The sequence below is a fragment of the Stutzerimonas sp. R40042 genome (genome assembly GCF_026642215.1).
Taxonomy (GTDB): domain Bacteria; phylum Pseudomonadota; class Gammaproteobacteria; order Pseudomonadales; family Pseudomonadaceae; genus Stutzerimonas; species Stutzerimonas frequens.
This window is the reverse complement of the sequence record NZ_CP113258.1, coordinates 2,179,817-2,192,138: the sequence shown is the minus strand read 5'-3', so window position 1 is coordinate 2,192,138 and position 12,322 is coordinate 2,179,817. Positions and strand designations below refer to the sequence as shown.

The window sequence follows — 12,322 nt, the reverse complement described above, 5'->3', positions numbered from 1 at the left end:
GATCGCGTCCGAAGCACGTCATTTGCGGAGCATTACCCATGAAAACCGTTCCCGATGCCTATCTCGGCGTCTGGCGCCGCCGCCTGCTGACCACCACGGCCGGCCTGCGCGACGAAACCAGCGAAGTCTACTGGCTGCAGACCGCCAGCCTGCACGCCGACCTGCGTCTGCCGGGGGGGCAACCCGTGGCACCGGCAGCTTCGCTTGAAACCTGCAGCCATGCCCAGCAGCTGGCGTTGAGCGAACAGGCCGGCTTCGCCGGCATCACCGAGGTCAACGGCGATATCTGCCAGTGGCATCGCCTGATCGACTTCCAGCCGCCGGGCGGACCTGCGGATATCGGCCTGATGCGCTTCGAGAACCCGGAACGGCTACTGGAAGACGGGCTGGACGGCAGCTATCACGAAATCTGGCAGCGCCTGCCGGAATCGCAGGGGCGCAGCTGGGGGATCTGGCTGCGCGCATCGGAGCAGCCGGCCCGCCAGGCCTGCCTGGTGGTAGCGGGTGACTACTTCCTGTTCGCCGCCGAGCGGCCAGTTCTGCTGCCGGCCAGCTCGGGACATCTGCGTGACCAGCTGGCCGCCGTCGGCCCCGCGTTGCGGCCGCAGCTGCTGGCCTGCGAGCTGTCCTTCGGCCGCCACCGCAACGGCGCCACCCCCTGGCAGATCACCCATTCGACGCTGCCCGGCCGCGTCGGCGACGCTCTGCTGTCGAGCTACTGGAACTTCGCCGACCCCGCCAGTCTGCCCGCCGCGGACCTCGCCGCGCTCGGCCGTTATCCGGCGGCCGGCGGCTGGCAACGCGTCGAACTGGATGTGCCCACCGCTACACAGGAGGTTCCCGCATGACCGCACAGATCAGCATTCCCTCCGCTGCCCCCGCCGCTCAACAACGACACACCACAGCACCCGTCGTACGAGCCGAACCGGTGGCAAGCAAAGGCAGTTTCTGGCGCATTCGCGGCGAACTCTCACGGCGCAGCGCCTGGCTGCTCACCGGCGCCGGGCTGAGCCTGCCCTTCGTCGTCTGGTGGCTGTGGACCGCCCTCGGTCTGGCCGACCCGATGTTCATGCCCAGCCCCGGCTCAGTGCTCGAGCGCATCGGCCGCTGGTGGACCAGCGAGGGGCTGCTGGGAGACATCGGCATCAGCGTCTGGCGGGTCATGGCGGGCTTCGGCGCCTCGGCACTGATCGCCCTGCCGCTGGGGCTGTACATCGGCACCTACCGGCCGGTGCAGGCCTTTCTCGAACCGCTCACCGACTTCATCCGCTACATGCCGGCCGTGGCTTTCATTCCGCTGGTGATGCTCTGGGTCGGCATCGACGAAGGCTCCAAGGTGCTGATCATCTTCATCGGCACCTTTTTCCAGATGGTGCTGATGGTCGCCGAGGATGTGCGCCGTGTGCCCATGGCGCAGATCGAGGCGGCGCAGACCATGGGCGCCAACCGCAGCGAGATCGTCAAGCTGGTGATTTTGCCCTCGGCCAAGCCGGCACTGCTCGACACCCTGCGCATCACCTGCGGCTGGGCCTGGACCTACCTGGTGGTGGCCGAACTGGTCGCGGCCAACTCCGGCCTCGGCTACGCCATCCTCAAGGCGCAGCGCTACATGCACACCGACAAGATCTTCGCTGGCATCCTGCTGATCGGTCTCATCGGCCTGCTCACCGATCAGGCCTTCCGCTGGTTGCACCGCCGCGCCTTTCCCTGGATGAGGAAATGACCATGTCCGATGCCAAGATTCGTGTACGCCAGGTCGGCAAGACCTTCGTCAGCGAGCGCCGTGAGGTGCAGGCGCTGCAGTCGATCGACCTGGACATCCAGCCCAACGAGTTCGTCACCTTCGTCGGCGCCTCGGGCTGCGGCAAGTCCACCCTGCTGCGCATCATCGCCGGGCTGGAGACGCTGAGTCACGGCGAGATCCTGCTCGACGGCAGGCCCATCGACGGTCCCGGCGTCGACCGCGCCATGGTCTTCCAGCACTACAGCCTCTACCCCTGGCTGACGGTGATGCAGAACATCAAGTTCTGCCGCCAGCTCAAGGTGATCGGCGATACCGTGCGCCACGATGGAGACGTGGAGTCCGCCGCCGGCCGCGCCGATGCCCTGCTCAACCTGATGGGTCTGACGCGCTTCGCCGACGCCTACCCCAGCCAGCTCTCCGGCGGCATGCAGCAGCGCGTCGCCATTGCCCGCGCCCTGCTGCCCAAACCGGCGACGCTGCTGATGGACGAGCCGTTCGGCGCGCTGGATGCGCAGACCCGCGAGGTCATGCACGACCTGATCCGTCACGTGCACCGGCTGGAGAAGAGCACCATCCTGTTCGTCACCCACGATGTCGAAGAAGCCATCTATCTGGGCAGCCGCATCGTGCTGATGGCGCCCCGCCCCGGGCGCATCGATTCGATCTACGAGGTGCCGCTGCCGGCCCAGCGCCATCAGGACATGAAGCTCGCGCCGGAATTCACCGAGCTCAAGCGCGAGATCCTTGCCCGTATCCGCGAAACCTCCGGCATGCAGACCGACCTCGAGCAACTGGCCAAACTCAGCGCCGTGGCCGGCTGAAAGCTAGCGGCCAAGCAGTTCGGCCATTGCCGCGAACACCTGGTGCATGGCCGGCGCGCTGCGGCCCGGCCCACCGGCACAATGGCCCCAGTCCGACTCGAGCACCCGCAGCTCGGCACCCGGAATCAGCGCGGCCTCGTAGCGGGCATCCTCGACGGTGAAATACAGATCGCTGCTGCCGGGCATAAGGATGGACCGCGCACGGATGCGACCCAGCGCTTCGGCCAGCGAGCCGGCAGCGAAACTGCGGGCCGGGTCGGCCGATTGCCAGGTATGCAGCACGCAGAGCAGGTCGTTGGCGTCCTGCTCCAGATGATCCTGTTCCCAGTAGTCGAGCAGCGCCTCGAGGCTCTCGAAACCCAGCTCACGCCACAGCTCATGACGATAGAACGCCTGCGAATAGGCCCAGCCGGCATAGGCACGGCCGAAAGCCCGCAGACCGCGTTCCGGCGGCACGCTGTAGCGCCCTCCCAGCCAGGCGGCGTCGGCGCACAGCGCCGCCTTTACCCCTTCGAGAAACACCCGATTGTGCGGCCAGCAGCGTGCCGTACAGCAGAACGGCAGGATGGCACGCATCCGTTCCGGATAAGCCATTGCCCAGAACAGCGTCTGCATGCCGCCCATGGACCAGCCGCTGACCAGGGCGAGCTGCCAGTCATCGCCATACAGCCGATCGAGCAATGCCTTCTGTGCGTGCACATTGTCCAGCAGGCTCACCTGCGGAAAGCCGGCGCCCTCCTGCCCCGGCGCCGCATTGCTCGGCGACGTCGACCAGCCGGCGCCGAACAGGTTGGTCAGCACCACGCAGTAATCGCCACCTGCCAGCGGGCCATCCGCACCAAGCAGGGGCAGACTGCCCCAATGTGTGCCGCCGTAGTAGCTCGGAATCAGCACCAGGTTGTCCCGCGCGCGGTTCGGCGTGCCGATCACCTGATAGCAGATGCGTGCATTGCGCAATCGCTCACCACTTTCCAGGCGCATTTCGCCCAGCGCGTGAAGCTTTTTTTCCCTTTTTATTTCAAGCATTTGCATGACTCCCTCATCGGCGAAACGGGCAAGCAGGGGCACCAGCCGTAGCCCGTTTCTATACACGCTGGCATGTATATTGGATGAAGGAATCGTGCCAGCGGCCCCGGCCGCCATTCATGACTCCAAGGAGCGCAAGCCGATGACCAGCTTTCCCCTCTCCTCCGTCGAGGAGTTGAAACAGCAGTTGCAGGACAAAGGTGTGAAGTACGCGATGGCCAGCTACGTCGACATCCACGGCGTGATCAAGGGCAAGTTTGTCCCCATCGCCCATCTCGGCCAGATGCTCCGCGGCTCCGAGCTCTACACCGGTGCGGCGCTGGACGGCGTCCCGCAACAGATCAGCGACAACGAGGTGGCCGCGATGCCAGACCCGGCGACCGCCACCCAGTGCAGCTGGAACCGCGATCTCGCCTGGTTCGCCAGCGACCTCTACCTGGACGGCAAGCCCTTCGACGCCTGCTCGCGCGGCATCCTCAAGCGCCAGACCGAAGCCGCTGCAGCGCTGGGCTACACCTTCAACCTCGGCATCGAGACCGAGTTCTTCCTCTTCAAGGACACCCCGGATGGCGGCTTCGCGCCCATTTCCGAGCGCGACGACATGGCCAAGCCCTGCTACGACCCGCGCCTGCTGATGGACAACCTGCCCATCGTCGACGAACTGGTGCAGGCGATGAACGAGATGGGCTGGGGCGTCTACTCCTTCGACCACGAGGACGCCAACGGCCAGTTCGAAACCGACTTCAAGTACACCGACGCCCTCGGCATGGCCGACCGCTTCGTGTTCTTCCGCATGATGGCCAACGAGATCGCCCGCAAGCACGGCGCCTTCGCCACCTTCATGCCCAAGCCCTCGGCCAACCGCACCGGCAGCGGCGCGCACTACAACATGTCGCTCGCCGACATCGAGACCGGCAAGAACCTGTTCGAAGTCGATGGCGAAGACCCCTATGGCTGCGGCGTGACCCCGCTGGCCTATCACTTCATCGCCGGGGTACTGAAACACGCCAAGGCCATCTGCGCGGTCATCGCGCCTACGGTGAACAGCTACAAGCGGCTGATCCGCAAGGGAGCCATGTCCGGCTCGACCTGGGCGCCGGTGTTCTGCTGCTACGGCAACAACAACCGCACCAACATGCTGCGCATCCCGTCCCAGGGCGCGCGGGTCGAATGCCGCGCCGCCGACATCGGCTGCAACCCCTACCTCGGCGCCGCAATGATTCTCGCCGCCGGCCTCGAAGGCATCCGCGACAAGCTGGAGCCCGGTCAGCCGCATCGCGAGAACATGTACGACTACAACGAAAAGGACGTTGCGGACATGGGCATCGAAACCCTGCCGCGCACCCTCAGCGAAGCCATCGACGCGTTCGAGGCCGATCCGCTGTCGCGCCAGGTGTTCGGCGATGCGATGTATGAAGCCTTCGTCGAGTTCAAGCGCGACGAATGGAATGCCTACCACACCCATGTTTCCGACTGGGAAATCCAGCGCTATCTGAAGTTCTTTTGATCAAGGAGATTCGCCATGCAAGCCAACACCTTCAAGCGTCTGCTGTGTGCCGGCGCTGTGGTCTTCGCCAGCCTTTCGCCCTTCGCTCAGGCGGAGGAAAAGAAAAGCTTCGATATTGCCTGGACCATCTACGCCGGCTGGATGCCATGGAAGTACGCGGATGAGTCGGGAATCATGAAGAAGTGGGCCGACAAGTACGGGATCGAAGTGAACATCACCCAGGTCAACGATTACGTCGAGTCGATCAACCAGTACAGCGCCGGCCAGTTCGACGGCGTGGTCGCCACCAGCATGGATGCACTGTCGATTCCGGCAGCCGGCGGCATCGATACCACCGCACTGATTGTCGGTGACTATTCCAACGGCAACGACGGGATGGTGATGAAGGACAGCGCCGACCTGAGGAGCCTCAAGGGTCAGCAGATTCATCTGGTCGAGCTGTCGGTTTCGCATTACCTGCTGGCCCAGGCGCTCGATAGCGTCGGCATGAGCGAGCGCGACGTACAGGTGGTCAACACCTCGGACGCCGATCTGGTCGCCGCATTCAGTACGGACGAAGTGCGCAATGTCGTGACATGGAACCCGCTGCTCGACGAAGTCGCCGCCACGCCCGGTGCGCACCGGACCTTCGACTCCAGCCAGATTCCCGGCCACATCAAGGACCTGACCATCGTCAACAGCGAAACCCTGGCCGACAACCCTGACTTCGGCAAAGCCGTGGTTGGCGCCTGGTATGAGGTGATGGCGATTCTGGAAAGCGACACCGAGGAAGGCGCCAAGGCGCGTGCTTCGCTGGGCCAGGCCTCCGGAACCGATCAGGCCGGTTACGATAGCCAGCTCAAGGGCATGAAGATGTTCTGGAAGCCGGCCGACTCGCTCGCGTTCATCAACAGCAACGAGGCGTATCAGGCCATGGATAGCGTGCGCAGGTTCTCCTTCGACCACGGTCTGCTGGGCGACGGTGCGGACTCGGTAGACTTCATCGGCATCGCCATGCCTGGCGGCAAGTTGCTGGGCTCGGACGCCAACGTCAAACTGCGTTTCGATACCACCTACATGCAAATGGCCGCGGACGGAAAACTCTGAATCCTCAACCCGTGACGGGCGCCAGGCGCCCGTTTCATCAGCCACGGCGCGCTGTCGCACAGTGCGTTCTGGCTGAGCCACCGCGCATCATCTGAGGCCCCACATGCGCCGGACCAAAGAAGACGCCGAACAGACCCGCCTGAAGATCATCGCCGCAGCGCTGGAACTGTTCAGCCGCAACGGTTACTCGAACACCACCCTGGCGATGATCGCCGAGGCCGCCGGCTTCAGCCGTGGCCCGATCTACTGGCACTTCAAGAGCAAGGATGAGCTGTACGAAGCGGTGCTGGCCTATTCCCAGGAGCCGCTGGAGCAGCTGATCGAGCAGAGTCGCCAGCTGGCCGGCGACCCGCAGGCTGCGCTGGAGCACTTCGTCGGTGAATGGTTTCGCCTGCTGCTGGACGAGCGCTGGTATCGGCAGTCCTTCGAGATCCTGCTGAACAAGACCGAACTCACCGCGCAGATGGCAAGCACCCTGAAACGCGAACGCAAGCTCACCCGCGCCATGGTGCAGCTGCTGGAAGAACTGATCGCCAAGGCGCACGCGGATGAAGGGTCGGCGCGCTCACTGGCCTTGCTGCTCTATTCGAGCCTGATGGGCATCACCCATACCTGGCTGCTGTCGCCCAAGCTCTTTTCGCTGAGGGAACAGGCACCGTTTCTCACCAGACGTCTGTTGAGCTCGATGGCGCCGGGCTTGGAGATGGCAGGCGGGACAAGCGGAACGGGTCGATCAGCCGAGTAGCCGTGGACGCTTGAGCTTGTTCAGCAGAGCGGGCCGAAGCGCGGCGGCATCGGCATCGATGGAGGCGATCAAGCCAGCGATTTCAGCGCGCGACAGCGAGATGCGGCACGGCAGGCCGGTCAGCAACAGGGATTCGCCAGTGGCCTCATCGAGCAACATCACGCGCACCGTGGTTGGCGAGTCCATCCGTGCGTTGAACACCAACGGTTCGTAGTGTTGCTGGACCAGAGCAAAGGCCTCCGGCTGTCTGAATCGTTTCATGGCGACAACTCCTTTTGTCGGGGCGCGGATTCTAGCAGCAGCGGCCGCCTCGCAGGCGGCCCGATTGCCAACAGCGCCACAAGCCGGATGGAGATATCACGGGCACGCGGTGGGATAGGCACCAAACGGAACGTCGGGCTCGACTCAGGGGGGTCGGGAAAAGTCAGGTGCTGACGGGACCAAACTGGGACCAAAAACATGCTCTTTTCCGCACCCCAGAAACGCTGAAGGCCCCGGAATACGGGGCCTTCAGGATTGCAGATGGCGGAAGCGCAGAGATTCGAACTCTGGGAAGGGTCTCCCCTTCGGCGGTTTTCAAGACCGCTGCCTTCAACCACTCGGCCACACTTCCGGATAAAGCGGGCGCAATAGTACCGGATAGAAATACACTGTCAAACACTGATGCTAGGCATCCAACTTGCCTCTGTTATGATCCGGGACAAATCGTCTCAGGCTTGAATTCATCCAAGGAGTGTCGCCATGCACGAACACGAATACGCGCTTAGCCACACGCAGGTCGAACAGCGTGAGGTCAGCAAGGTCCTGCGCAACACCTACGGGCTACTGGCCATGACCCTCGCGTTCAGCGGCCTGGTGGCTTACCTGGCCATGCAGGCCAACGCGGCCTACCCGAACATCTTCGTGGTACTGATCGGCTTTTATGGCCTGTTCTTCCTCACCGCCAAGCTGCGCAACTCGGCATGGGGCCTGGTCTCCACCTTCGCCCTGACAGGTTTCATGGGCTACACGCTGGGTCCGATCCTCAACATGTACCTGGGGTTGGCCAACGGTGGTGAGCTGATCAGCTCGGCGCTGTCGATGACCGCTCTGGTGTTCTTCGGACTGTCTGCCTACGTGCTGATCACCCGCAAGGACATGAGCTTCCTCAGCGGCTTCATCACCGCGGGCTTCTTCGTGTTGATCGGTGCGATGCTGGCGGGCTTCTTCTTCCAGATCACCGGGCTGCAGCTGGCGATCAGCGCAGGTTTCGTGCTGTTCTCCTCGGCCTGCATCCTGTTCCAGACCAGCGCGATCATCCACGGTGGCGAGCGCAACTACATCATGGCCACCATCGGCCTGTTCGTTTCGCTGTACAACCTGTTCATCAGCCTCCTGCAGCTGCTGGGTATCTTCGGCGGCGACGACTGATTCACGGCTGGACCCGCCCGCCTCGGCGAGCAATCCGACACCCTGCGAAGGCCACGCTTTCGCAGGGTGTTTTCGTTTGGGCTGCCGATACGCGCATTGTGCAAGCGCCTCAGCCGTTGCGAGTGGCGCGGCCCTCTGGCGCGGCATCCTCGAAGCGGTTCACCTGGCGCAGACTCCTGAAGCCGAGCATCCAGCCGCCGGTCACCGCCAGCGTGCAGAAGCTGCCCAGCAGCGCCGCCGGTACCGCACCGAGCCAGGCGGCACTGGTGCCGGCGCGGAACTCACCGAGCTCGTTGGACGAACCGATGAACAGCATGTTCACGGCATTGACGCGTCCACGCATGGCGTCCGGCGTGGAGAACTGGATCAGCGACGAGCGGATGTACATGCTCACCATGTCCGCACCTCCGGCGACGAACAACGCGGCGAACGACAGCCAGAACAGACTGGACAGCGCGAAGACCATGTTGGCGAGACCGAACACCGCCACGGCAATGAACATGGTCATGCCGACATGGCGGTTGAACGGCCGCGTGCTCAGATAGAAACCCACCATCACCTCACCCAGCGCCATGGCGCTGCGCAGCGCACCGAGGCCGGTCGGGCCGACGTCCAGCACCTCCTGGGCGTAGATTGGCAACAGCGCAACCACACCACCGAGCAGCACGGCGAACAGATCCAGCGAGATGGTGCCGAGGATGATCGGCCGCGAGCGGATGAAACGGATGCCCGCGGTGAAGCGCTGCCATGCGGTAGCCTCCAGCGCCCGCATGGCCTCGCCGTAGCGCACAGGTACCCGTTGCAACAGCACGATTGCCGCGAGGAAGAACAGCAGGCAGGCCGCATAGGTCAGCCCGCCACCGCCGAGTGCGTAAAGGCCACCGCCGAACACCGGCCCGGCGATGGTCGAGCCGCGCACGATCATGCTGTTGGCCGCGATAGCCGCCGCCAGGCGCTCACGCGGCACGATCTGTGGCAACAGGCTGGACAACGCCGGCGCGGTGAAGGCGCGGGCGCAACCGTAGAACACCAGCACGATATAGAAGCTCGGCACCGCCCCGCCGCTGAGCGAGAGCCACAACAGAGCCGCCGCGCAGATCGCCTCGAGCGCCCAGCTCAGGGCGAGGATGCGCTTGCGATCGTAGCGGTCGATCAAATCGCCGGCTGGCATCAGCAACAGGAACATCGGGATGAACTGCGCCAGGCCGACATAGGCCAGCGACAGCGGATCGCGGGTCATGTCATACACCTGCCAGGCCACCACGACGGCGAGGATCTGCACGGCGAACATGGCCAGCACGCGACTGATCAGAAATGGCAGAAAGCCAGGCTGGCGGTAGACGGAATCAGGCAAAGCGGAAGTGTCGGCTACAGACATGGGATATCCAGACAGCCAGGCCCGGTACGGGCAGAAAGCCGGCCAATCTACCGGAGTGGCGAAGACCCGAGCAATGCTGGCCCGCCCGGGCGCAGCCCGTTAGCTCGGGTATCCCGCGGAGCCTTGCCGCGCGACGACAGTCCGGATGGGCGACGACGGATTCTTCATCCGCGCAGCTGGCGTATCATGTCGGCTGTTTCGCAATGGTGCCCCGATGAAATTCGTAATCGCCCTGTTCGCCCCACCCCACTCGCCGGCCGCGCGTCGCGCGCTGCGCTTCGCCGAAGCCGCGCTGTCTGGCGGCCACGAGATCAGCCGCCTGTTCTTCTATCAGGACGGCGTGCACAGCGCCTCGGCGAACATCGTCGCGGCCCAGGATGAGCTGGACGTGGCGGCCGAATGGAGTCGTTTCGTCAGCGCTAACCAGCTGGACGGCGTGGTCTGCATCGCCGCGGGTTTGCGGCGCGGCGTGCTCGATGCCGGCGAAGCGCAGCGCTATCAGCGACCCGCAGCAAACCTTGCGCCCGGCTGGGAGCTGTCCGGCCTGGGCCAACTGCACGAGGCGGCGCAGCAAGCCGATCGTCTCATCTGCTTCGGAGGTCATTGATGGCGCGCTCCCTGCTCATCATCAGCCGCCAGGCGCCCTGGTCCGGCCCATCCGCCCGCGAGGCGCTGGACATCGTGCTGGCCGGCGGCGCCTTCGAGCTGCCGCTGGGAATGCTGTTCCTCGACGACGGCGTATTCCAGCTCGCCGCCGCGCAGCAGGCGGCATCCGTTGAGCAGAAGGATTTGACTGCGAATCTGCAGGCACTGCCACTGTTCGGCATCGATGCCCTGTTCGCTGCGCGACGCAGCCTCAGCGAGCGCCAGCTCGCCGAATCGACGCTGGCGCTGCCGGTCGAGGTCCTCGACGATGCCGGCCTGCGCGCCCTGATCAACCGCTACGACCACGTGATCACCCTCTGATGGCTACTCTGCACCTGCTTTCTCATTCGCCGTTCAGCGACAGCCGCTTCGCCAGTTGCCTGCCGCTGCTGGGCGACGCCGACGCCCTGCTGTTGACCGGTGACGCCACCTATGCGCTACAGCCCGGCAGCCAACCGTGCCAAGCGCTGGAGCAGCTGCCCGAGCAGGTCGCCCTGTTCGCCCTGGAAGAAGACGTGCAGGCCCGCGCGATCGCCGTCCTGCCGCCGCGTGTCCAGCTGCTGGACTATCCCGGCTTCGTCGAGCTGACCTGTCGCTATCCGCGGGTCAACAGCTGGTTATGAGCCTGATCGTCGAAGGGCGCGAAATCGCGCTGGACAAGGACGGTTTTCTGGTCGATCTGAGCGACTGGAACGAAGCCGTGGCCGAGGCCCTGGCGGCCCGGGAAGAGCTGGAGCTGGAAGACGAACACCGCGAAGTGCTTCGGCTGCTGCGCGAGTTCTACGCCGAATTCCAGCTGTCGCCGGCTACGCGCCCATTGATCAAGTACACCGCGCTCAAGCTGGGGCCCGAAAAGGGCAACAGCATGCACCTCAACCGCCTGTTCAAGGGCACGCCCGCCAAACTGGCCGCCAAGCTGGCGGGGCTGCCGAAACCGAGCAATTGCCTATGAACCTCGAAACTCCAGCCGAACACCCATTCGCCGTATATGTGCGCATCCTTGGCAAAGGCAAGCGTGGCGCCCGCGACCTGACGCGTGAAGAAGCCCGCGAAGCCATGGGCATGCTGCTCGACGGCAAGGTCGAGGAGGCCCAGCTCGGTGCTTTCCTCATGTTGCTGCGGCACAAGGAAGAAAGCGCCGACGAGCTGGCCGGCTTCACCGAAGCGGTACGCGAACGGGTGCAGGCACCGACGATGGCCGTCGACCTCGACTGGCCAAGCTACGCCGGCAAGAAGCGCCACCTGCCCTGGTATCTCTTGGCAGCCAAGTGCCTGGCAGCCAACGGCGTGCGCATCCTCATGCACGGCGGTGGCGCCCACACCGCCGGGCGCATCTATAGCGAACAGCAGCTTGAGCTGCTTGGCATCCGTGGCTGCGAGAACTGGCAACAGGTCAACGCTGCACTGGACCAGAGCAATCTCGCGTTCATTCCGCTGGGTGCCTGGATGCCGGTGCTGCAGCGCATGATCGACATGCGCAACCTGCTCGGCCTGCGCTCGCCGATTCACTCGCTGGCGCGCCTGCTCAACCCGCTCGGCGCACGCTGCGGCCTGCAGAGCATCTTCCACCCCGGCTATCAGGACACACACCGCCAGGCCAGCACCCTGCTCGGCGACCACGCCATCGTCATCAAGGGCGAAGGCGGTGAGGTCGAGATGAATCCGGACAATATCTCCCATCTCTACGGCACCACTGGCGGGCTGCCCTGGGACGAAGAATGGCCGGCATTGTCCGAGCGCCGCCATGTGAAACCGGACCAGCTGGACGCTCGGCAGCTACTGGCCGTGTGGGAGGGTCGTGAAGAAGATGCCTATGGCGAACTCGCCGTGATCGCCACCATGGCCCTGGCTCTGCGAGGCCTTGGCGCGACACGGGACGCAGCTTTCGAGCAGGCGCGTGGTTACTGGCACAGCCGCCATTCATCGATTTAAGCGATAGGATTAACCCGCCATTCGGTCA

At 64.4% G+C, this 12,322-nt stretch carries 15 protein-coding genes and 1 tRNA gene; 12 read left to right on the top strand and 4 right to left on the bottom strand.

Features of this window, described 5'->3' with window-relative positions:
- Window positions 1-38 precede the first annotated feature (38 nt).
- From OUY36_RS10445 to OUY36_RS10435, 3 genes are read left to right on the top strand one after another with little or no spacing between them, the layout of a single operon-like run.
- On the top strand, window positions 39-848 hold the full coding sequence (locus OUY36_RS10445) for a hypothetical protein (protein ID WP_267937953.1): 810 nt from the start codon (window positions 39-41) through the stop codon (window positions 846-848).
- Window positions 845-1,723, top strand: a complete 879-nt coding sequence (locus OUY36_RS10440; protein WP_110777157.1) for an ABC transporter permease — start codon at window positions 845-847, stop codon at window positions 1,721-1,723. The genes OUY36_RS10445 and OUY36_RS10440 overlap by 4 nt, the downstream gene beginning before the upstream one ends.
- Window positions 1,724-1,725: 2 nt before the next feature.
- Window positions 1,726-2,565: an ABC transporter ATP-binding protein gene (locus OUY36_RS10435; protein WP_267937951.1), complete on the top strand. Its 840-nt coding sequence runs from the start codon at window positions 1,726-1,728 to the stop codon at window positions 2,563-2,565.
- Window positions 2,566-2,568: 3 nt separating this feature from the next.
- Here the strand turns inward: OUY36_RS10435 and OUY36_RS10430 are convergent, their stop codons facing one another.
- Entirely contained in the window at window positions 2,569-3,591 is a 1,023-nt protein-coding gene (locus OUY36_RS10430; RefSeq protein ID WP_267937949.1) for an alpha/beta fold hydrolase, read from the bottom strand.
- Window positions 3,592-3,733: 142 nt separating this feature from the next.
- Between OUY36_RS10430 and glnT the strand changes: the two genes are divergently transcribed.
- The 3 genes from glnT (at window position 3,734) to OUY36_RS10415 (ending at window position 6,929) form a co-directional block, all read left to right on the top strand.
- Window positions 3,734-5,098 (top strand): type III glutamate--ammonia ligase, encoded by a 1,365-nt coding sequence (glnT, locus tag OUY36_RS10425; protein WP_267937947.1) that lies wholly within the window; start codon window positions 3,734-3,736, stop codon window positions 5,096-5,098.
- Window positions 5,099-5,113: 15 nt separating this feature from the next.
- Window positions 5,114-6,184, top strand: coding sequence for a putative urea ABC transporter substrate-binding protein (locus OUY36_RS10420; protein WP_267937946.1), 1,071 nt, complete (start codon window positions 5,114-5,116; stop codon window positions 6,182-6,184).
- A 103-nt stretch (window positions 6,185-6,287) separates the two neighbouring features.
- The gene (locus tag OUY36_RS10415) at window positions 6,288-6,929 is read left to right on the top strand and encodes a TetR family transcriptional regulator (RefSeq protein WP_267937944.1); all 642 of its coding nucleotides are present in this window, start codon (window positions 6,288-6,290) and stop codon (window positions 6,927-6,929) included.
- Here OUY36_RS10415 and OUY36_RS10410 read toward each other — a convergent pair.
- Both OUY36_RS10410 and OUY36_RS10405 read right to left on the bottom strand, forming a co-directional pair.
- Entirely contained in the window at window positions 6,918-7,190 is a 273-nt protein-coding gene (locus OUY36_RS10410; RefSeq protein WP_011913133.1) for a DUF1652 domain-containing protein, read from the bottom strand. The two genes, OUY36_RS10415 and OUY36_RS10410, sit on opposite strands and share 12 nt — an antisense overlap.
- Window positions 7,191-7,452: 262 nt before the next feature.
- A tRNA-Ser gene (locus OUY36_RS10405) sits at window positions 7,453-7,542 on the bottom strand.
- Between the two features lie 128 nt (window positions 7,543-7,670).
- Between OUY36_RS10405 and OUY36_RS10400 the strand changes: the two genes are divergently transcribed.
- The gene (locus OUY36_RS10400; protein WP_003284506.1) at window positions 7,671-8,339 is read left to right on the top strand and encodes a Bax inhibitor-1/YccA family protein; all 669 of its coding nucleotides are present in this window, start codon (window positions 7,671-7,673) and stop codon (window positions 8,337-8,339) included.
- A gap of 109 nt (window positions 8,340-8,448) precedes the next feature.
- Here the strand turns inward: OUY36_RS10400 and OUY36_RS10395 are convergent, their stop codons facing one another.
- The gene (locus OUY36_RS10395; protein WP_267937943.1) at window positions 8,449-9,717 is read right to left on the bottom strand and encodes an MFS transporter; all 1,269 of its coding nucleotides are present in this window, start codon (window positions 9,715-9,717) and stop codon (window positions 8,449-8,451) included.
- A gap of 214 nt (window positions 9,718-9,931) precedes the next feature.
- On the opposite strand from OUY36_RS10395, the gene tusD reads away from it, so the two are divergent.
- From tusD to OUY36_RS10370, 5 genes are read left to right on the top strand one after another with little or no spacing between them, the layout of a single operon-like run.
- A complete protein-coding gene (tusD, locus tag OUY36_RS10390) occupies window positions 9,932-10,324 on the top strand; it encodes a sulfurtransferase complex subunit TusD (RefSeq protein ID WP_267937941.1) in 393 nt (130 codons plus the stop codon).
- Window positions 10,324-10,683 (top strand): sulfurtransferase complex subunit TusC, encoded by a 360-nt coding sequence (tusC, locus tag OUY36_RS10385; protein ID WP_267937939.1) that lies wholly within the window; start codon window positions 10,324-10,326, stop codon window positions 10,681-10,683. Before tusD ends, tusC begins: the two co-directional genes overlap by 1 nt.
- A complete protein-coding gene (gene tusB, locus OUY36_RS10380) occupies window positions 10,683-10,985 on the top strand; it encodes a sulfurtransferase complex subunit TusB (protein WP_053527035.1) in 303 nt (100 codons plus the stop codon). The genes tusC and tusB overlap by 1 nt, the downstream gene beginning before the upstream one ends.
- Window positions 10,982-11,314 (top strand): TusE/DsrC/DsvC family sulfur relay protein, encoded by a 333-nt coding sequence (locus OUY36_RS10375; protein WP_053527036.1) that lies wholly within the window; start codon window positions 10,982-10,984, stop codon window positions 11,312-11,314. Before tusB ends, OUY36_RS10375 begins: the two co-directional genes overlap by 4 nt.
- Window positions 11,311-12,294, top strand: coding sequence for a glycosyl transferase family protein (locus OUY36_RS10370; RefSeq protein ID WP_267937938.1), 984 nt, complete (start codon window positions 11,311-11,313; stop codon window positions 12,292-12,294). The genes OUY36_RS10375 and OUY36_RS10370 overlap by 4 nt, the downstream gene beginning before the upstream one ends.
- The last annotated feature ends 28 nt before the right edge of the window (window positions 12,295-12,322 follow it).